This window comes from Dactylosporangium sp. CA-139066, assembly GCF_050936175.1.
Classification (GTDB): domain Bacteria; phylum Actinomycetota; class Actinomycetes; order Mycobacteriales; family Micromonosporaceae; genus Dactylosporangium.
Genome location: NZ_JBNJNH010000003.1, coordinates 57,672 through 78,003, shown reverse-complemented (window position 1 = coordinate 78,003; position 20,332 = coordinate 57,672). Strand labels below are relative to the sequence as shown.

Below are 20,332 nucleotides of genomic sequence, written 5' to 3'. Positions count from 1 at the left end.
CCAGATGGCCACGGCCCCCACTACCCTGCGCGGCTACCTCGACGACCAGCTCACGTACGCGTACAACGCCGCGTACGGGTCGATCCTCACCGACCTAGCTGACCACGTCCCCGACTGCCTGTGGCCGTCGTCGAACGAGACGTACCGGCAGATGCGCAAGCATCACCAGCTCGCCGCGGTCCTCGGCGCCTACAGTCTGCCGATCAGGCGGGCACAATCGGCGGTGAACCCGGCCGGCTGCCGGGACGAGGTTGTGAAGCTCGTCGCCGACGATCTGGGCCTGCCGGTGTTCGGGCACGACGAGCCCGGCGCCGCCCGCGTCCGGGGCGTGTCGTGGGCCGAACATCTGCGTCTCGCCCTGCTGAACCTGTCCTACGGGCATTCCGGGTTCGAGATGCTCGCCGAGATCCGTGACGGCCTGGCCCGCCTGGTCGAACTGTCCGAGCGGCTCCCGGCGACGATCTCCGAGATCCACGTCGACAAGGTCGGCCGGTTCGCCGGCGTCACCCAGCACATGTACACCGGCAAGCGGGTGCCGCAGATCCGCGCCGACCAGATGGTGTGGTACGCCCGGGAACGCGAAGGCGCCGCCTGGTGGGGCCAGTCGCTGCTCCGCCCCGCCTACCCGGCGTGGCTGCTGTCCCGGGAGATGCTGCGCGTCATGGCGACCGGGCATCGCCGGTTCTCGGTCGGGGTGCCGACCGGCGAGTGGGACGCCGGCGTGATGCCGTCACCGGAACAGCACGCCGAATTGCAGCGGGCAATGACGTCCGCGCGGGTCGGTGAGACCGGCGGGATGGCGCTGCCGCCGGGCGCGCACATGAAGCTCGTCGGCCTGACCGGGTCCGTGCCGGACACGCTTGCGTTCGTGCGCTACCTCGACCAGGCGATGTCGCGGATGGCGCTGGCCGGGTTCCTCGACCTGGGTACGTCCGAGTCGGGGTCGCGGGCGCTGGCAGGCGAGTTCATCGACCTCTTCCTGCTGGCGACGCAGGCCGAGGCGGACGCGGTCGCGGACACGATCACCCGGCAGGCCGCCGCCAGGCTCGTCGAATGGAACTGGGGTGCCGACGAGCCGGTACCGGCGGTACAGATCGGCGACGTCGGCGCCCGGCACGAGGTGACCGCCGAGGCGCTCAACCTGCTCCTCGGCTCGGGCGCCCTGTCGGCGGACCCGGCGCTCGAGGCGCACATCCGCCGCCAGTACAAGCTCCCCGAGCGTGAAGGCATGGCGAAACCGGCGCCGTCCGTGGCCGGCGACACGATCGCGGCGGCGAACCGTCCGGCCCGTGCCCGCTCGTCACGGCGCAAGGAGCCTGCGCCAGGTCAGCTCGAACTTCCTGTTGCCTCCGCGGCGGAAGAACCGGCAGCAGACCTGGCACAGTTGCAGGCCGACTGGGAGACCGCCCGCGGCGAGGTCCTTGACCGGTGGCCGGATACCGCCGCCGATCTTGCTGCCGGTTTGGCTGCTGCCGCCGCGGCGCTGGTCGCTGCTGGTGCGCTGGCTGGTCTCGGGTCACTCGCAGCGGATGCTGCAGCGGCTACGACCCTGGCTGGTGCGTTGTCGGCGGCGATGGCGCCACTCGCAGCGGCTGCTGCTGTTGGCGCGGCGGCTGAAGCATCGGCCGTTCTCGGCCGGACCGTCTCGGCCCCGGCCGAGGTCGGTGGCCAGCTGGACGAGTTAGCGTCGGTGTTCGCCGGACAGGTCACGGCCAGCTATGCGCAGGCGGCGAGCCGACGGGCGGTCCTGTTCGCCCCAGGCACGGCCGAGGCCGAGGTGACCGCCGAGTTGCGCGCCTACCTCGACGACATCAGCACCTCCCGCACCGGGCTGGTCGCCGACATCGTCGGGGGCGCGTTGACGTCCGCGCAGAACGCGGGCCGGTCGGCCGTGTTCGCCGAGCTCGCCAACGTGGTGTTCGTCAGCGACGAAACCCTCGACCGGAACACCTGCGTTGTCTGCGCAGACGCCAACGGCACCGAATATCCGGACTGGGCTGACGCCCGCGCCGTCTACCCCGTCGCTGGACATCACGGGTGCCTCGGTGGGCTCCGCTGCCGCGGCGCGCTCCGCATCAAACTCGCGAACTGACCCCTTCCGGCGTGGCCGGCCAACCCGCGGAGGGTGGTCGCCGTGGCGGACATTGTCGTGCCGCAGCCGCCGGCGCTGGTCCGTATCCCCCGCGTGGAGTTGATCCACACTGGGCAGTGGCCGATTTCGACCGGGGTGTGGACGGCAACACGGGAGGACCTGCAGGCGGCTGTTGCAGCGCTCGACTGCCCGGCCGTTCACCGCCCCGGGATCAAGATCGGTCACACGGATGGCCGGTTCACCGACCCGATCGGCGACGGGGAACCGCTCCTCGGCTACGTCGACAACCTCGCTGGCGAGGACGACTGGAACATCCTCGTCGGCGACTTCGCCGGTGTGCCCGCCTGGCTCGGCGCGGTCGACGACGACGGCAACTCGGTCATCTCCTCGGCGTACCCGCACCGCTCGATCGAGGGCGTCCACGACTTCCGCTGCCAGATCGGGCACACCCACCCGTTCGTCCTGACCGCGGTCGCACTGCTCGGCGCCACCCACCCGGGCGTCGGCACCCTCCAGTCCCTGCCGGACCTGATGGCGCTCTACGGCGTGCACGCCACGACCGGGACGGGCGGCACACCGGTGCGTGCCGCGGTCGACGACCCGGCCAAGACGAAAGCCATGGTGGCGCTCGTCCCGTCCGAAGCTGACGCTCGCCGCCTCGCCGTCGACGATGGCCTGCCAGCCGCCGAACTGCACTTGACGTTGCTGTTTCTCGGCGACGCCGCCGAGTGGGACGAGCCGGCACGGGCCGCACTGCGAGACGCGGCCCAGACACTGCACGGCGACGGCGTGGTCGAAGGTGACGGGTTCGCCCTGTCGGTGTTCAACCCGGGCAGCGACGACAAGGACACCTGCATCGTCCTCGGCGTCGGCGGCGAGCAGGTCGCCGCCTTCCATACCAAGGTCACCGAGACGTTGCCCGCCGATGGGGTCCCCGCCCAGCACGAGCCGTGGGTGGCGCACATCTCCCTCGTCTACTCCGACGACCTCGCGAAGGTCGCCGCACTCGTCGACCGGACCGGGCCCGTGACGTTCGACCGGCTCCGGGTCGCGTTCGCCGGCGACATCACCGACATCCCGCTCACCGCGACAACGCAGGCCGCTGCAGGGCCCGGCGAAAGGAGCCCCATGCCCAACCCGAGCCCGACGAAGGTCGCCGCGGGCGTCACCACCGAAGACGTGCGCCGCGCCTACTACGACAACGCGCCCTCCTGGGACTACTGGATCACCGAGTTCCACCTGGACCCGCTGCAGCTGATCGTGTGCGACGACCGCGACGGCAAGTACTACCGGATTCCCGTCTCGATCACCGGCGAGGACACGTTCGAATTCGGCAACCCGACCGAGGTCCTCATCCGGTACGTCGACGCCGGCAACGACCAGACGGTCGCTGCCGCCGCCGCGGACAAGCGGCTCGTGTACGCGTCCCGGGCCGAGTCCAGGCCCGGGAGCCGACCCCAGGCGAACACCGCCCCGGACGGCGGCCAGCCCGTCGAAGTTCAGCCCACCCCAGCCGACGGCGAACCGGTCGTCACCGAGGCGCCGACCACACCCGCGGGACCGCCCACCGAAGCCCCGGCCGCCGAGCCGGACGTAACAACCGACCAGGAGGACAACATGTCCCTGAGTGCGATCCGCGCTCGGCTCGGCCTGGCTGACGACGCTGACGAGGCGGCCGTGCTCGCGGCGCTCGACGCGAAGCTGCCAGGCGAGACGGGCGACGGTGCCACCCAGCCCGACACCCCGGCCGCTGCGCCGGAGCCCGTCGCCGCGTCGCCGGCGAAGCCGGCACTGCCCGACGGTGTCGTCACCATCGACGCCGCCACCCTCGCCGAGCTGCGCCGCGGCGCCCAGCTCGGAATCCAGGCCGCCGAACGGCAGCGGGTCGCCGAGCGCGACGCGGCGATCGCCGCCGCCCGCGACGACGGCCGGATCTCCCCCGCCCGGGTGGAGCACTGGACCCGGGCGTGGGAGGCCGACCCGGACGGTACCCGCGAAACGCTCGCGTCGCTCGAGCCGGGCCTGATGGTGCCGACCGTCATGGCCGGCGAGACCGGCACCGGCGAGGAGCACGCCGACCCGCTCGGCGTCTCCGAAAGCGAGGCGGGCGACTGGGCCCGGATGCTCGGCATCGACGCGAAGGAGCTCAGCCGTGGGTGACTGGCGCCCCAAGTTCAAGCCCGGCCAGGCGATCACCAGGTCGGCCACCGCAACGATCACCGGCGGTCAGCTAGTCACCGTGGCCGGGGCGGTCGCCGCCGCCGACTCGGTGACGTGGCTCGGCGTCGCCGACAAGGACGTCACCTCCGGCAACCAGTTCGGTGTGCTGTGCGGCGGCGTCCAGTACCTGACCGCCGCCGGCGCGATCTCGGCCGGGACGTCCGTGAAGTGCGCGGCCAACGGCCAGGTCACCACGTTCGTCGACGGCACCGACGCGATGCTGCGGTTCGTCGGCATCGCTCTGGACGCGGCGACGAACGCCGGTGACGTCATCGCCGTGCGGATGGCGCGGTAGAGGGGGACTGAGAGATGCCTACCGTTGCACCGCCGAACCCCACGGTTTCCGGCGACAACATCACCGTTTCGCGGCTGGTCAACAGCCCCGTACTGATCCAGCGGGCGCTGCGCACGCTGGTGCAGCAGCGTCTCGTCGGTGACAAGGTCCTGTCCGGTGAGGTCGACCTGACCGGTACGGGTGCCGTCAACTACGAGGTGTCCGAGGCCATCATGGCGAACTCGCTCGCGGAGCGGGTCGACGACCTGATGGAGTACCCGGAGTCGCTCGACGGCACGGCCACGTCGGCGATGGCCGCTACCGAGAAGTGGGCGCTGGCGACCACGATCTCGGACAAGCTGGTTGCCCGGAACCGGATCGACATCGTCAACCGCAAGCTGATCAAGCTGGCGAACCGGATCGCGTTCGGGTTCGACGCGCTCGTCATCTCCGCGGTCGCGTCGGCGGTCACGCAGACCTCCGCGGCGGTGGCGGCGTGGTCGAACTCGTCGGCGGACCCGTTCGCCGACATCACCCTCGGCGCGTCGGTCGTCGACTCCCTCAACCAGGGCTACGAGATCGACACGGTGCTGTGCACGCCGAACCGGTGGGCGCGGCTCATCGCCGCGGCGAAGGTCATCGAGCGGGCGCCCCGCGAGGGTTCCGACACGCTGCTGCTGACGGGCCGCCTGGCGGTCGTCGCCGGCCTGCAGATCTGGAAGACGACGAACATGCCGTCCGGTGTGGACGTGATGCTGCTCGACTCGAAGCAGCTCGGGTCGATCGGCTGGGAGGACCAGGGCGGCGGCTACCAGGGCGACCCGCGTGGTGTGCAGACGAAGCGCATCCGGCTCGAGGAGAACGACGGCTGGAAGATCCAGGGCCGCCGGATCGGTGTGCCGATCGTGCAGGAGCCCGGCGCCGCCGTCAAGATCACGAGCACGTGAGCGGAGCTGACATGGCCAACAAGAAGATGCTGCGCGGCAAGGCGCCACTCACCATGTACCGCGGCGCCCACGGCGAGCCCGGCGGTCACCTGTACAAGAACGCGGTCATTGACCCGCGGCTCGTCGACGAGACCGACCGCGACCGGCTCGTCCGCGAAGGGTTCGTCGAGTACGTCGTGCCCGACGGTGAGACGTGGAAGCTCGCCGAGGGCACCGAGAGCGGCGAGGCCGGCGACCCGGTCACCGTCGGCGACGTCGGGATCGTCGACCCGTCCGACCGGGACCCCGGCAACACCAACACGGAGGCGGACGTGTCCGCTGCGGACCCGGAGACGGAGCAGAAGCGGGCTGCAGCCCGGGCGAAGCTCGCCGAGCTCGGCGGCACCCCGGACGGGCGGGCGTCGAACGACGTTCTCGTCGAGTACCTGGTCGGGAAGGGCTACGACCGGGCCGAGCTCGACAAGGCGGACCGCAAGGAGCTGCAGAAGCTGGCCGCTGACGCCAGCAAGTAGCCGTGGGGTGCCGGCACACGTCCGGCACCCTCACCCCGCCCTGACCAACTGACCTACCCGGCGCGCGGCGCCACCCGACTCTTGGAGGTGCCGCGATGGCGGACAACCCTGTCCGGCCGTGTTTCGGCTGCCGGACCTTCGACGATCACCCCCGCCACGAGATCGTCGGGCCGGACGGCTCCGACCTGGTCGGCGGCCCCATGCACATGGACTGCTGTGCCGAGATTCGCGGCTGCCAGATCTGCGCCAGCCGGCGCGAGGGCCTGCCGGCGCATGTGATCGGCGACGAGTTCCGGGATCACCTGCTGTCGCTGCCGCCGACCGAGGTCGTGCACGTTCCGAATGACGATCCGGGCGACCCGCTGAACCTGACCACCGCCACCGTGACCGTGCTGGAGGGCTGACCTGTGGGTGCTCTCGACCAGGCTGAGGCGCAGCGGCTGCAGAACGCCCACCTGGGTCTGGCCAGCTACACCGCGCCGACGACACCGATCATGCAGCGGTTGATGTCCAGCAACGGTTCCGCCAGCTCGAACGGGACGCAGGTGACCGGCGGCTCGTATGCCGCGCAGTCGCTGTCCGCGGCGCTGCCGGCGTCGTCGACGAACGGCAGCATCAGCACCAACGCGGCGATCTCGTACACGGGCATGCCGGCCACCACCACCGTCGGCGTGGAGTGGTGGGACTCCGCCGGCAGCCCCCGCCGGCAGGCATGGGGTGCCCTCAGTGCGAGCAAGACGACGGGGGCCGGCGACACGTTGACCGTCGCATCGGGAAGCGCCAGCGAGAACTTGAACGCGTGATCAGCCGCACGGCGCATCACCGGGGGTGAGCCGTGGCACTGGCCGGCACCACACTCCACGCCAGCATCAGCAACACCAGCGGCAACCGCGGCACGTCTGCGTACACCACGTCGAGCTTCACCCCAGCCGCGAACAGCCTGCTTGTCGTCGGTGTGGGCCTCATCGAGGCGAACGGCTCAACCACCTCGCCGCTGACGGCAATGACCATCACGGACAGCGCCGGGCTCACGTGGACCGCGCGGGCTTCCATCGACGTCTCGCCCACGTCGTTCCCGACCGCCGTGAGGATCTACACCGCTCCGGTCACGTCCTCGGCAGCGATGACGATCACCGTCGGACTGGGCGGCCGGACCGCTGGTTTCTACGCCGTGTCCGTCCGCGGCTACACCGGCTACGACACTTCGACACCGACCGGCGCGACCGGTACCGCGGCGAAAGGGTCTGGATTCGGGTCGCCGCCCGACCCGGTCACGATCACGCTCAGCGCCACGACCGCGGCCACCAGCGAAACGTTCGGCATCGCGGCCAAGGACGGCAGCACCACCGGCATCAGCGAGGGTGTCGGTTGGACCGAGATCGGCGATGTCTTCAACTCGAGCTGGGGCGGCGCCGAGGCCGAGGTCAAGGCCGGCTCGACGTCGACCGCCGACTGGGCCGACATGCGGCCCAACGCAGGCAACCTCTTCAATTACGTTGCCTGCGCTGTCGAGGTTCGCGCTCTCGCCGCTGTCACGGGCGCGGCTGCGCTCGCAGCGACACCAACCCTGACAGTGGCCGGCACCGCGACGGTCGGCGCCGCAGTCGACCTGTCCGTCTCGCCGACGCTGACCGCTGCCGGTGTGGCCGCGACGTCCGCCGCTGCCGCACTCACCGCAACGCCGACACTCGTCGTTGCCGGCACCCCGGACCGTCCCGCCGCCGCAGCGCTGGCCGCCACGCCCACGCTGATGGCCACCGCGACTGCTGCGGCGGTTGCCACGGCGGCACTGTCGGCGGCGGCCACGTTGACCGTCGCCGCCATCCGCGACCAGCCGTCGTCGGTGGCGCTCACCGCCACACCGGCGCTGACGGTCGCCGGGACCGCCACCGCGCAAGCCTCGGCCGCACTCGCCGCCGCTGCGACACTCACGGTCGGCGGTGTCGCCACAGCCCAGGCCGCCGCGGCGCTCACCGCGACTGCGGTCCTGACGGCGGGCGCGACCCGCGACCAGCCGGCCGCCGTCGCCCTCACCGCCACGTCGGCGCTCAGCGCCGCCGCCGCCACGACCACCAGCGCCGCAGTCAACCTGACCGCCGCCGCCATCCTGACCGCCACCGGCTACGCGACTACCACCGCCGCCGTGGCACTGGTCGCGTCCCCGACGCTCACCGCCGCCGCGCTCGGCGGCAACGAGGCCGCAGCCACATTGACAGCGTCACCGGTGCTCGTCGTGACCGCCGTCGCCGACCTGCAGGCGGCCGTGGTGCTCGCCGCCGCGCCAGGCCTGACCGCCGGCGGGTGCGCCGAGACGTTCGCCGTCGCAGCCCTGGTAGCAACGCCAGTCCTTGTCGCGGCTGGCGACTCCACGGACACCGCGGCGGTCGCGCTCACCGCTGCGCCGCTACTGACCGCCACCGTGCTGGCCGTCCGTGCTGCCGCCGCGCTGCTCGCCGCCCACCCGGTGCTCACCGTGGCGGCCGGTACGAGCGGCGCCGCCGGCCCCCCGGCCCGGTACGTGCGGCTGCTGGCCGCCCGCCCCACCGTCCGCACGGGCGCGACCCGCCCCTACGTCCGCACCGGCACAGGACGGGAGGCACTGTGAGCGTCCCCGACCTGACCGTCGGCGACAGTGAACAGCCGTGGCTCGACATCGCCCCCTACCAGGTCGGCGACACGACGGCGACGCTGACACTGCACTCGCCCGCCGACACCGACCCATCGGGTACCAACGTCCCGCTCGACGGCGGGGTTGAGACGGTCGTCGACGGACTGCCGGTGTTGCGATTCACGACCACCGGCCTGACCGCCTACCCGGCTCCGGGCTGGTGGGTGCGGTCCTGGACGGTCACCGGCATAGGCGCCTGTCAGCCCGACGAGCGGTTTTTCGTCGCACCCAACCCGACCGCGGGTGGGCCGGAGTGGACACCGACCCGAGCGCGGGTCGCATCGTATGTGCCGTCCCGCCCGCTCGTTCCAGCCGCTGACGGCTCCAACCGCGACACCCATACGTTCGACAGCAGTACGCGGCCTACCGGTGGCCAGGTAGACCAGCTGATCGCAGACGCCGTCAACTGGCTCACCGACGAAACCGGCGAACTGGACCCCAGCCTGCACGAGTCGGCCACTGCCTGCGCCGCGATCCGCGCCGCCGGTTTCGTCGAGCTCGGCTACCCGGAACGCGACGACCCGACGAAGAGCACAGCGAACGCCACCTCGGACCGGCTGCTCAGGCAGGCCGACCAGATGCTCGCCAGGCTCGCCGCCCGCAACGAGGCGATCACCGGCGTCGACCCCGCCGTACACGCGATCGTGCCCGTCTACAGCTTCCCGGCCCCGCCCCCATGGGGGGATAGCTTGCTTTAGGCGGCCAGCCGCTGGGCACGCTTGCGAGCCTTGTACCGCCGGGTCGCCTCCCTGCCGCACGCCCGACAGAAACGCCCCTTCTTTCCGTGGTACGTATTCGATTCGTCGTACGGGTGCCCCTGGGGACAGTGCGTTTTGCGCAGCTGGTTGCTACCTGCATTGCCTCGGACAAGGTTCTCTCGCGGCGTCACAGCCTCGAGGTGTTCGGGATTGCCGCATGAGCGCTGCCGGCACAGATGGTCAATGTGTAGGCCCGGCGGTATGGGGCCCACGAAAGCCTGGTAGGACGCCCGATGGAGGAAGATCTTCTTCTTTTGATGCTGGTCGCTCTCGTGGACCATGGCGTAACCGTTCTTCCGAACATAGCCGGCCCATAGCCAGCAGTGCCCCTTGATGGGCCTACCGAGGCGGTCGAGGGCGAGCGGACATTCCACCTGCCGCGTGCTCCGGATAATGCGCTGCTGCATTGTTTCGACGATTTTCGGGGGCATTCACAAATTGTACGTGAATTTTCCCAGCGGTTACGCCCATCAATAAGCGGAGGAACTCACATGGCCGACTACGTTGGCGTCTTCCCGAACGGTGCCGTCTCCGTGGTGTCGACCCCGGTCTCGGTCGCGTCCGGTGACCGGATCGACGGCGCCGACATCGAAAACGGTGCCGTGTTCACCGTGTTCGCGGGGAACACCCCGACGAACGTGACCTTCGTCGACCCGGGCAAGACGCCCGCAGGGACGGCGGCGGGCACGGTGACGCCGGTGACGGTTGCCGCGAACACCTCCCGGTCGTGGGGGCGGACGGCGCTGAAGGGCTACGTCGACGCGACCTCGGGCAAGGTCGTCGTCAACTACTCGTCGACGACGACGATCACCGCGCAGGTCGTTGGCTGACGTCGTGGCCGACGTTTCCTTCCGCGAGGATCGCGCCGGTGTCGCGGAGATGCTGCGCACCCCGGCGATGGTCGCTGCGATGGAGCACCTCGGCGAGATCGTCCGGATCGACGCCGAACGGACCGCCGCCGTCGACACGGGCGCGTACGCGTTCGGCATCAACCACAAGCCGGGTGTGACCGGCGGCGGCTTCAACGTGGACGCGCGGATCCGCGGCGGCAAGGCGAGCGTGGTCGTCTCCAACGACGTTCACGCGGCGCCCTCAAAGAACTACGCCGATGGATACCCCTATGGGGTGGCCCAGGAATTCGGTAATTCGCGCGTCGAAGCCCGCCACACCCTCGGCCGCGCCCTCGACGCCCTGTCCACACACATCTGAGCACGGAGGAGCCGCGATGCTCGTCACGATCGTTGTCGTCCCGAACGCCGACAACACCGGCCTCGACCCGGACCGCATGGGCCGGGTCGAGGACATCCCGGACGAGGTGGCGGTGAAGATGCTGCAGATGGGCACCGCCCGGGAACCGTCCACCGGCGAGCTCGACGCGTACCGCACGGCGCAGACCGCCGAGGCGGGCGAGGAGCGCACCGCCGATCAGGACGACAGCCAGACCGGCGGCGAGGCCGCCACGCCCACCCGGTCGCAGGCGAAGCGCTCGGCGGCCAACCAGACCACCTGACCCGCACTGAGGAGACGTCGTGGCCGGCTACGTCACCGCATTCGCGCTCCTCAAGGCATTCCTCGCCGAGGTCGCCGTCGCCGACCAGGCCGGCTGGCTGAAGAACGTCCACCGCCGGCCGCCGGGCAACCTGGCCAGCAGCGTGCCGCTGCTCACCGTCGCCCGGTTCGGCGGTACTGACGACACGATCACCATCGACCGGCCGACCGTCCAGGTCGACGTGTTCGCCTCCACCGAGGACAGCGCCGAGCAGCTCGGCGAGGACGTCCGCGCCGCACTCCGGACGCGACTGCCCCGGCACGTGCACGGCGGCGCGGTCGTCGGCCGGGTCGAAACCCTGTCCGCGCCGCAGCTCGTCCCCTGGTCCGCAGCCAGCGTGTACCGGACCAGCGCCCGCTACCGGCTGACCGTGCACCAGTACACCGGCGTCAGCTGACCCCAGCACCCACCAAGCAGCCCCGGACCGTTCAACGGCCGGGGTTTTTTCGTGCACCCGAAAGGACACCCGCGCCGTGAGCGACAATCGGAACCTGCTCGCCGGGATCAGCGCCACCGGCGCGGACGGCACCGGCCTCGTCTGGATGGCCGCGCCCGGATCGACCGCACCCACCGACGCCACCACCGCACTGGCCGCCGCCTGGAAGAACATGGGCGGCATGACCGAGGCCGGCGTCTCGATCAAGCAGTCGACCAGCACGACGAAGAAGAAGTTCTACGGCTCCACGGTCGTGCAGCGGACGCTCGTCACCGAGCAGGAGTACACGATCGAGGCGGTGTTCGGCGAAACCAACGCGCGCGTCATGGAGGTCTTCTGGCGCAAGGCCCTCAACTCGATCACCCCGGCCGCGGTCACCGGCGCGTTCGGCACCACCGCCGGCGTCTACACCCGGCAGCTGTACGCCCTCGTCGTCGACATGGTCGACGGTTCCAACCGGGCCCGGTTCTACTTCCCGCAGGTCGAGGTCACCGGCCAGGGCGACGTGAAGATCGCCAACTCGGAGTCGCTGGACTGGGGCGTCACCCTCTCCGCCTACCCGGACACCAGCGGCAACGCCATCTACCCGCTGTTCGCCCTGCCCAACCTCGGCTAGGAGTAGCCCCGTGACAACCCCTGAAGCCGCGCCCGCCACCACGGACGGCGACAAGCCGGACACCGCCGACCTCGACGCACTGCGCGCCGAGGTCGGCGCGGAACCCGACGCCGCCGACGACACGGCGATCGTGCCGCTCGCCGACACCGCCGTCCGGGTCAAGCATTTCTTGGACTGGCCGGCCAGCGCGGACGACGATCTGGCGCTGGGGCGGATCACCGCCTGGGCGGGCAAGATCCTCGCCGAGGACGATTTCGCCAAGGTCTGGGCCAAGACGGACCCGACGAACCGGCAGGTCATCGCGTTCATGGCCGACCTGGAGAAGGTGACCGGCATCCCTTTCGCGTCGCGGCTCGTCTTGCCGACCAGCTGACCCGCTACACCCGGCAGATCGAGGGCGACCTGTGGGTGCGGGGAACCGACCTGCGGGACCTGCTCCGCAAAGGCGGCGGAGTGTCGCGGCTGACACCGCGGCGTCTTGACGTGCTGCTCGACGCACTGCCCGGCGACAGCCTCTACAAGACCGCTGTCCGGGACGCGATCAGCGACGACGACCTGGCCGAGCTGGCGGCGACCCCGCCGAAGGGTCACGGCCGCTGGTCCCACACGGACCTGCTGCTCGCCGAGGTCGTTGACCGGCTCGGCGTCGTCGCCTGGGCGCTACACGCCTACGAGAAACCGCCCGAGCCGTACCACCGGCCCGGGATCGTCCGCCGCCGGCGTGGCCGGTCCAACCCGGCGATCAAGGCGCAGATCGAAGCGATCGCCCGCGAACACGCCGAACTGCACGGATACAGCCTCGACAACCCGCCCGCGTAGCAGCAGAGGGGGTTGTCGATGGCCGCCGACGATCGGGGGGTTTCCGCAGGCTCCGTCTATGTGACCGTGACCCCGCGGTCGACAGGCTTCTGGGCGCGGTTCGTCGCCGACAACCAGGCCGGTGCCGCGAAGGCCGGAGACGACCTCGGCGACCGGGTCGGCAAAGCGATCGCCACCCGGATCGCCCGCGGTGTCCGCGACGGGCTCGACGGCGCCGGTACCGGGGTGCGCGCCCAGGGCGGCCGGTACGGCAACGACTTCGGCGGCACCTTCGCCGACACCGCCCGCCGCCGCATCGAGGCGGCACTGCGGTCGCTGCCGACACCGCAGATCGGGGTCGCCACCAGCGAGGCCCAGCAGAGGCTCAACGACCTGCGCGCCGAACTTTCGACCCTCGCCAGCAAACGCATCGGCGTCGACATCGGCGCCACGGAGGCGCTCGAAGAAGTCCGCCGGCTGAGGGTCGAACTCGACCGGATCGCCGGGTCGTCGCCGTCGGCGCAGGTCCGGGTCGACACCGCCAACGCCGCAATCGAACTCCTCGCCATCGACCGCGAACTCGCGCGCCTCGACGGCCGCCGCGCCAACGCCACCGTCAACGTCAACACGAACGCCGCGTCCGCAACCGGCGAAATGAACCACCTGGTGAGCGCCGCACTGGCGCTGGGTCCGGCGATCGTGCCGGCCGCCGCTGCCGGGACGGCGGGTATTACGGGCCTCGGCGGAGCGGCCCTGTCGGCGGCACCCGCGGTCGGCGTGCTCGTGCTCGCGTTCCACGGTGTCGGCGACGCCGTCAAGGCACTGAGCACCGCGCAGCAGGACGCGGCGAAGACCGGCAACACGGTCGTGCAGCAGCAGCGGTCCCTGGCGTCCGGCGCCGACCAGGTCCGGTCCGCCGAGGCGTCGTTGGCGAACACCCGCGCGAACGCCGGCGACGCCCAGCGCCGCTCGCTGCAGCAGATCGCGGACGCCGAACGGCAGGTCGCCGCCGCCCAGCAGGATGCGAAACGCGCCCAGGACGCCCTCACCGACGCCCGCGAGGCGGAACGCCGCAGCCAGCAGGACACCGCATTCCAGCTGCGGCAGAACGCCATCGACCAGCGGCGAGCCGCCGCCGACGTTGAGGCCGCGACGGCCGCCCTAGCGAGCAAGGACAACCAGCAGACACGGGACGCGCTCGAGGAGGCACTGCTCCGCCAGGAGGAGCTGCGGGTCGCCGGCGAGCGGCTCGCCGCCGAGCAGCAGCGCAACACGCAGACCGGCGTCGACGGGTCGAAGCGGGTCGTCGCCGCGCAGGATGCGATCGCCCAGTCGCAGCAGCGGATCGTCGACGCCGAACGTGGCGTCAGCGACGCCCGGCAGCAGGCGGCGGCGCAGGCCCGCCAGTCCGCGTTCGCGATCGCCCAAGCGCAGCAGGCGGTCATCACCGCGCAGCGGGCTGCGGGCGCGGCTACGGTCGCGGCGGCAGCGACCGGCGGCGCTGCCGTCGACAAGCTCGCCGACGCCATGGCCAACCTGCCGGTGTCGGCCCAGTCGTTCGCGCGGTTCCTGTTCGGGCTGCAGCCCCGGCTGCAGCAGTTGCAGGCGACCGCCGCCGACGGTATTCTGCCCGGCGCCCAGCAGTCGATCGAAACGCTCCTGCCCTACTTCGGCAGCCTGAACGCGTTCGTCGGCAACGTTGCCGGGACCGTCGGCACGCTTGAGGTCCGTGCCGCGCGCACCTTCACCAACCCGTTCTGGCGCCAGTTCTTCGGCTTCCTCGCCTCCGAGGCCAGCCCCTCCCTCATCAAGCTGTACGACGCCAGCATCAACGTCGGCGAGGGCTTCGCCCACATCCTGCTCGAGTTCGCACCCGTCCAGCGGCAGGTCGGCGGCGGTCTCGTCACCCTGTCCGAGCGTTTCCGGGACTGGTCGCGCACCATCGACCAGAACCAGGGCTTCCAGGGTTTCATCCGCTACGCCCAGACCGAGGGGCCGCGGGTCATCCAGACGATCGGCGCGATCGTCACCGCAGGCGCGCACGTCGTCCAGGCGTACGCCCCGATCGGGTCGGTCGTCGTCACCGAGCTGCGTATCCTGGCCGAGGTCATCGACGCGATCCCGGTGCCGGTCGTCACGGCCCTGGCGGTGGCGATCACCGCCTACCGGACCGCCGCCCTGGTCACGGCCGGCACGCAAGCACTCCTCAACTCAGGTCTGCTCACCGGCATTGCCCGCATGATCACCTACGGTACGGTGACCACGACCACGGCCACCGCGACCGGGACCCTCACCACAGCAACCACCGCGATGCAGCGGGCCCTCGGCGCCACCAGCGCGTTCGTCGGCGGCCCGTTCCTGCTGGCACTCACCGCCGCCGCCGCCGTGATCGGCGTCATCGCGAGCCGCCAGACCGACGTCAAGACCGAAACGAACAACACCAGGTCGGCGCTGGAAGAATATGCCCGGATCTTCAAGGACGGCGTGACACCTGCCGCGCTCGAGTCCGCGAAAGCGACTCTCGCCCAGGACGACAAGCTCCGCGGTCTTGTCAACACGACCAAGCAGGCCGGGATCGCCACCGATGTTCTGATCGCCGGCCTGAACGGCGACAAGGACGCCCGCGACCAGGTCGTCGCCGCCCTGGACAAGCAGATCGCGGTGCAGCGGGGAGCCGCCGCGGAGTACGCCGCGCTCGGCGTCGGTCAGCGGGCGAACGCCGAAGCCGCGTCCGAGGAGGCTGTCCGGCTCGAACGCCTGCGGGACGCGTTCAAGTCGTCGAGTGGCGCGGCCTCCGAGGCCAGCGACCTGACCAAAGCGTTGACGGCTGAGCAGCGGCAGGCCAACGACGTGTTCGCCGACGCGTCGCCGCGGGTGAAGACTCTCGCCGAGGCGTACAAGACCCTCGCCGACGGGGCCTCGACCGCGGCGGACAAGTCGAACGCGCTGAAGCAGGCCGAGGACGCCCTGTTCGGCGCCGCGCGGGACGCTGACCAGGCCGCCGCCGACCAGGCGAAGGCGATCCGGAACACCAACAAGGCCCTCGACGACCGGAACCTCCTCAACGAGACCGGGGCCCGGAAGCTCGACATCAACACTGAGGCGGGCGCCCGGCTGCGCGACAGCCTCAAGGACGAGCTGATCGCGATCAACAACACGTACCGCGCGAACATCGCCAACGGGATGTCGGTCGCGGAGGCGACCAAGCAGCACGACGCTGAGACCGAGAAGCTCAAGCAGAAGTCGGCGCAGAAGGGCATCGACAAGGACGCCACCCAGAAGCTGATCGACATCTACGGCAAGGTGCCGACGTCCGCGACGACCGACGTTAACGTCACCGGCCTCGACGCGACCAAGTCGCAGCTACAAGAGCTGTTGATCTATCAATTCGCCCTCAGAAATGGCATCACGGTCGGCGAGGCGCGCGACAAGCTTGACCCGCTGATCCGCACCGGCGGCGGCCAAGGCAACTCGCGGGGCGGCTACCTCGCCGGCGGCGGCCCAGTGGTCGGGCCAGGCACCGGGACATCCGATGATGTGCCGGCGATGGAACGCACGACCGGCACCCCATACTGGTTGTCGAACGGCGAATGGGTGCATCGCGCTGCAGCTGTGGACTACTACGGCCAGGGCGTCATGCGTGCGATCAACGAGCAGCGCATCCCGCGCCAGGCGATCGCCGGCTATGCGGCCGGCGGCCTTGTCGAGCAGATCCTCACCGACCACTACCCGTATCCGACGACGACGGCGATGACCCGTATCCCGTCGCGGCCCGAGGTGGCGGCAGCGGCCTACGGGTCGGGGCTGGGTTTCCCGCCGTGGCCGAGCTCGCCAGCCGCATCACGTGGCGACAGCGGCGTCTGGCGCGCCATCGTCAACATGATCAAAAGTACGGGGCCGCTCTCTGGCACGTTCGGCAACGCGTACCGCGACGGTGACCCGTTGTGGCACGGCTGCGTCCCCCTGGACACCCAGATCCTTACGAAGCGCGGGTGGATCGCCCACGACGAGCTGCGCATCGGCGAAGACGAGACGATCGGCTACAACCCGGCCACCGGCGAGAACGAGTGGACGAGGGTCGTCGGTATCCACCGCTACGACGACGCCGAACTATGGACGCTCGACGCGGACGGGTGGTCCGCCGAAGTCACGCCGGGACACAAGTGGCTGACCGATGACGGCCTTGTCGAGACCAGCGCTCTCAGCCGCGGCGCCCGCATCCGGCTCGGCGCGCCGCTGAACGCGGACGCCGCTGGCACCGGCCTCTTCGACGGTGACCGCCACGTCACGATCGTCGGGGTCGCCGCGACACGCAGCACGGACGTGTGGTGCCCAACGACCGAACTGGGCACCTGGACGGCCCGTCAGGGCGAGGAGATCTTCCTCACCGGCAACTCCGGCCGTGCGGTGGACTGGATGGGCTACAACCAGGACGCCCTCGCCACCTGGCTGTCGCAGCGCCGCCCGCTGGAGCTGATCCACCGCAGCAACAAACGCGACTACGCGTACACCCGCGGCCGGGACAAGGGCTCCTTCAACAACGCCCTGATGGAAGAGCACCGCAACCACATCCACATCGCCATGGCGCTCGGTGGCCTCGTCCGGGGGCTGCCGCGCGGCACCTACGACCGCGGCGGCTACCTACCCGAGGGGCTGAGTCTCGCCTACAACGGCACCGGCCGCGCCGAGCCCGTGATCCCCGCCGACCGACTCCAGCGCATGTCCGGTGACCGCCCGCCGGTGGTGCAGAACTTCTACCCGGCGGCGGACCTTGACGAGCGGGCGGTGGCGACGATGGCGGCCCGCAGGATCGCGCTCGCGGCGGTCGGCTGATGGCCGGCGACGAGCTGAATCCGCTGGTGCAGATCGGCGACATCGTCTGCAACAGCGGCGTGCCCGACGACGCCGGGGTGATGTGGCTGTGCGAGGAAGTGGAGGGCTGGGGGTCGCCCGGCTCGACGCTCGAGGTGGCGCAACGGTCCGGTGACCACGGCGGCTGGGACGGCGACGCGTACCTGCGACCGCGGGTGATGACAGTCAAGGGCCTGATGTCGGCGCCGACGGCGGCAGCAGCGCGGGATGCGATGTCCCGCCTGTACCGGGCGGTGCCGCTGGGGCTGTCGCCGCTGACGGTCACCGAGGCCGGCCTGGCCCGCACGTGCATGGTGCGCCGGCAGGACGACGTCCTCGCCAACGCGATTTCGACGTGTGACGTGGAGTGGTCGGCGCAGGTCGTCGCCCGGGACCCGCGCAAGTACACGGCGGAGGTGTCGGCGTCGACTGGGCTGCCGTTGACGTCGGGTGGCCTCACCTGGCCGGTGACGTGGCCGATGACCTGGGACGCGACGGTCGCGTCCGGCCGGCTGTCCGTGACCAACGCGGGCGACTTCCCGACCCGGCCGCGGCTGCGGATCGCCGGGCCCTGCCAGGGGCCCCGGGTGACCTTCGTCGGCAACGGCCTGGCGCTCGCCTGGGATCTGACCCTCGCCGCCGGCCAGTGGCTGGACGTCGACACGGACAAGCACACGAGCCTGCTCAACGGGCAGGTCAGCCGGTCGACCCTGATGCTCTCGCGTGGCTGGTTTGAGATCGCAGGCCAGGCGCAGGCGGAGATCGCGTTCACCGCCGACGCCTACGACCCCGCCGCGCTGCTGACCGTCACGTACAGATCGGCGTGGCAGTGACCGAGCCGCAGCCGATCCGGGTCCAGTGGCTCGGCTGCGACCTCCAGACGGGCCTGATCGTCGAGGAGCTGCCGGCGCTGGCCCCGTCCGGCAGCATCTCCCGCCTCCTGGGCAAACCCAGCAACTCCTCGTTCAGCCTTAACCTGGCCGGAGCCCCGCAAGGATGGGAGGCCGCGACCGTACCCGGGCGGACGATGATCGTCGCGGTCGCCGACGACACGCCGGTGTGGGCCGGGATCGTGCTCACCAGGTCCGGCGGGTCCGCGTCCACCGTGGAACTCGGATGCGCCACGCCCGAGGCGTACTTCGACCGGCGCTACACAGCCGACCACACGTGGACGCAGCAGGACGAGGCCAGCGTCATCGCCTCAGGGCTGATCGGCGACACGCTCGTCAACGGCATGCGCCTCGCCGTCGACGCCCCCGCCACGGGGACGCTCCGCGACCGGACCTACCTGGACAGCGACGACGCCACGGCGCTGTCCCGCCTGCAGGAGCTGATGGGCGTCACCGACGGCCCGGAGTGGACCGTGGATGTGCGGTGGGCCGGCGCGTCCGCTGTTGAACTGGTCGCCCGCGTACGGAAGCGGATCGGGTCACAGTCCGCGCCGTCGGCGATCCTGACGTACCCCGGCGACGTCGTCGGCTACACCCTCGCCGAGTCGTACGAGTCCGGGAAGGGCGCCACCGTCGTCCGGGCGCGCGGCGAGGGCGAAGGCGACGACCGGTACACGTCCGCGGACATGGTGGCCGTCGGCCTGATCGCCGCCGGCTGGCCCCGCTACGAGCACCGCTTCACGCCGTCGACGAGCATCACCAGCCAGAGCGTCCTCGACGGGCATGCCTCCGCAGCGCTCGCCGCGATGCAGTTCGGCGTGCAGGTGTGGACGATCGAGGCCGTCGCCTCCTACGCGCCGCGGCTCGGTGTGGAGTGGGGGCTCGGCGACACCATCGGCCTGCACGTCATCTCCTCGCCCCGCCACCCCGGCGGGCTGATGGTGACGGCCAGGGCGTGGGGCTGGGAGTGGGACATCGCCGGCGACCGCGTCAAGCCGATCCTGCTGGGGGACTGATGTCGATCCGCTCAGACCAGCTCTCCCCGGACCCGATCGCTGCGCTGGTGGAGCGGATCCGCCGGCTGGAGTCCCAGCTGCGGGAGCTGCGCGGCGCCCGCCCGCTCGAGTCCGCCTCGATCCGGCGTGGGGCGCTCGCCGTCCTGGACACGGACGGCCGGGTCATCGCCCGGCTCGGCAACCGGGGCGACGGCTTCAGGGGCGTCATTCAGTACGACCGGGCCGGCAACTACGTGGCCTCCGACGATGTGTACGCAGGCCAGGGCATTGCCCGCCCGTATGTGCCGCTCACGCTCGGCGAGCTGTCCGCGCCGGCCGCGACAACGACGTCCGCAACCATGGTCGATCTCGCCGCCGGCTCCGCCATCGTCCAGCACGCCGGGCTGTACCTGCATCTGCTCGTGCGGACTTCCGACGGCACGACGGCGGGTGAGGCGCGGCTGACGGTCGGCGGTACGCAGGTCGGGGCGACGCTGACGATTGCGGCGGGCGCCAACGCTGAGGCGGTTATCGGCCCGGCCGCGGTGGGTGGCGCGGGTGGCGCGTACGGGTCGATTCAGCGGATCGCTGTGCAGGCGAGGCGGACAGCCGGGTCGGGCACGATCGGTGTGCGTGCGCTGTCACTGCTCGGGGTCGACTCCTCCTGGCTGTAGCGGCGGGCACTGCATCTCGTTTCCGTTGGCGTCCTGGCATCGCCGCTCCTCC

At 70.9% G+C, this 20,332-nt stretch carries 21 protein-coding genes; 20 read left to right on the top strand and 1 reads right to left on the bottom strand.

Annotated elements, in window-relative coordinates:
- Positions 1-4: 4 nt before the first annotated feature.
- The 9 genes from ACQEVU_RS58340 to ACQEVU_RS58300 all read left to right on the top strand — a co-directional run bounded on the left by ACQEVU_RS58340 (position 5) and on the right by ACQEVU_RS58300 (position 9,411).
- Positions 5-2,092, top strand: coding sequence for a phage portal protein family protein (locus ACQEVU_RS58340; protein ID WP_433339844.1), 2,088 nt, complete (start codon positions 5-7; stop codon positions 2,090-2,092).
- A 42-nt stretch (positions 2,093-2,134) separates the two neighbouring features.
- Positions 2,135-4,252 carry a phage protease gene (locus ACQEVU_RS58335; protein WP_433339843.1) on the top strand — a complete coding sequence of 706 codons (2,118 nt, stop codon included), beginning with the start codon at positions 2,135-2,137 and terminating at the stop codon, positions 4,250-4,252.
- Positions 4,245-4,607, top strand: coding sequence for a DUF2190 family protein (locus tag ACQEVU_RS58330; protein WP_433339842.1), 363 nt, complete (start codon positions 4,245-4,247; stop codon positions 4,605-4,607). The genes ACQEVU_RS58335 and ACQEVU_RS58330 overlap by 8 nt, the downstream gene beginning before the upstream one ends.
- Before the next feature lie 14 nt (positions 4,608-4,621).
- Positions 4,622-5,533 carry a hypothetical protein gene (locus ACQEVU_RS58325; protein WP_433339841.1) on the top strand — a complete coding sequence of 304 codons (912 nt, stop codon included), beginning with the start codon at positions 4,622-4,624 and terminating at the stop codon, positions 5,531-5,533.
- An 11-nt stretch (positions 5,534-5,544) separates the two neighbouring features.
- Positions 5,545-6,045, top strand: coding sequence for a hypothetical protein (locus ACQEVU_RS58320; protein WP_433339840.1), 501 nt, complete (start codon positions 5,545-5,547; stop codon positions 6,043-6,045).
- Positions 6,046-6,140: 95 nt separating this feature from the next.
- The gene (locus ACQEVU_RS58315) at positions 6,141-6,449 is read left to right on the top strand and encodes a hypothetical protein (protein ID WP_433339839.1); all 309 of its coding nucleotides are present in this window, start codon (positions 6,141-6,143) and stop codon (positions 6,447-6,449) included.
- A gap of 3 nt (positions 6,450-6,452) precedes the next feature.
- A complete protein-coding gene (locus tag ACQEVU_RS58310) occupies positions 6,453-6,848 on the top strand; it encodes a phage tail fiber protein (protein ID WP_433339838.1) in 396 nt (131 codons plus the stop codon).
- Positions 6,849-6,880: 32 nt separating this feature from the next.
- Positions 6,881-8,650, top strand: a complete 1,770-nt coding sequence (locus tag ACQEVU_RS58305; RefSeq protein WP_433339837.1) for a hypothetical protein — start codon at positions 6,881-6,883, stop codon at positions 8,648-8,650.
- Positions 8,647-9,411 carry a hypothetical protein gene (locus ACQEVU_RS58300; RefSeq protein WP_433339836.1) on the top strand — a complete coding sequence of 255 codons (765 nt, stop codon included), beginning with the start codon at positions 8,647-8,649 and terminating at the stop codon, positions 9,409-9,411. Before ACQEVU_RS58305 ends, ACQEVU_RS58300 begins: the two co-directional genes overlap by 4 nt.
- On the opposite strand, the gene ACQEVU_RS58295 is transcribed toward ACQEVU_RS58300, so the two are convergent.
- Positions 9,408-9,752 (bottom strand): HNH endonuclease signature motif containing protein, encoded by a 345-nt coding sequence (locus ACQEVU_RS58295; RefSeq protein ID WP_433339858.1) that lies wholly within the window; start codon positions 9,750-9,752, stop codon positions 9,408-9,410. The genes ACQEVU_RS58300 and ACQEVU_RS58295 overlap by 4 nt on opposite strands.
- 210 nt (positions 9,753-9,962) lie before the next feature.
- Between ACQEVU_RS58295 and ACQEVU_RS58290 the strand changes: the two genes are divergently transcribed.
- From ACQEVU_RS58290 to ACQEVU_RS58240, 11 genes are all read left to right on the top strand, one after another.
- A complete protein-coding gene (locus tag ACQEVU_RS58290; RefSeq protein WP_433339835.1) occupies positions 9,963-10,301 on the top strand; it encodes a hypothetical protein in 339 nt (112 codons plus the stop codon).
- Positions 10,302-10,350: 49 nt separating this feature from the next.
- The gene (locus tag ACQEVU_RS58285; protein WP_433339834.1) at positions 10,351-10,680 is read left to right on the top strand and encodes a hypothetical protein; all 330 of its coding nucleotides are present in this window, start codon (positions 10,351-10,353) and stop codon (positions 10,678-10,680) included.
- Between the two features lie 16 nt (positions 10,681-10,696).
- Complete coding sequence (locus ACQEVU_RS58280; RefSeq protein ID WP_433339833.1) at positions 10,697-10,981, top strand: hypothetical protein; 285 nt, start codon at positions 10,697-10,699, stop codon at positions 10,979-10,981.
- Between the two features lie 19 nt (positions 10,982-11,000).
- Positions 11,001-11,417: a hypothetical protein gene (locus ACQEVU_RS58275; protein WP_433339832.1), complete on the top strand. Its 417-nt coding sequence runs from the start codon at positions 11,001-11,003 to the stop codon at positions 11,415-11,417.
- Positions 11,418-11,493: 76 nt separating this feature from the next.
- A complete protein-coding gene (locus tag ACQEVU_RS58270; protein WP_433339831.1) occupies positions 11,494-12,072 on the top strand; it encodes a hypothetical protein in 579 nt (192 codons plus the stop codon).
- Positions 12,073-12,082: 10 nt separating this feature from the next.
- Complete coding sequence (locus ACQEVU_RS58265; protein ID WP_433339830.1) at positions 12,083-12,445, top strand: hypothetical protein; 363 nt, start codon at positions 12,083-12,085, stop codon at positions 12,443-12,445.
- Positions 12,446-12,525: 80 nt separating this feature from the next.
- Positions 12,526-12,891 carry a hypothetical protein gene (locus ACQEVU_RS58260; protein ID WP_433339829.1) on the top strand — a complete coding sequence of 122 codons (366 nt, stop codon included), beginning with the start codon at positions 12,526-12,528 and terminating at the stop codon, positions 12,889-12,891.
- A 60-nt stretch (positions 12,892-12,951) separates the two neighbouring features.
- Positions 12,952-17,703 (top strand): hypothetical protein, encoded by a 4,752-nt coding sequence (locus ACQEVU_RS58255; protein ID WP_433339828.1) that lies wholly within the window; start codon positions 12,952-12,954, stop codon positions 17,701-17,703.
- The gene (locus tag ACQEVU_RS58250; protein WP_433339827.1) at positions 17,703-18,554 is read left to right on the top strand and encodes a hypothetical protein; all 852 of its coding nucleotides are present in this window, start codon (positions 17,703-17,705) and stop codon (positions 18,552-18,554) included. The genes ACQEVU_RS58255 and ACQEVU_RS58250 overlap by 1 nt, the downstream gene beginning before the upstream one ends.
- Entirely contained in the window at positions 18,545-19,627 is a 1,083-nt protein-coding gene (locus ACQEVU_RS58245) for a hypothetical protein (protein ID WP_433339826.1), read from the top strand. The genes ACQEVU_RS58250 and ACQEVU_RS58245 overlap by 10 nt, the downstream gene beginning before the upstream one ends.
- Positions 19,627-20,280, top strand: a complete 654-nt coding sequence (locus ACQEVU_RS58240) for a hypothetical protein (protein WP_433339825.1) — start codon at positions 19,627-19,629, stop codon at positions 20,278-20,280. The genes ACQEVU_RS58245 and ACQEVU_RS58240 overlap by 1 nt, the downstream gene beginning before the upstream one ends.
- The last annotated feature ends 52 nt before the right edge of the window (positions 20,281-20,332 follow it).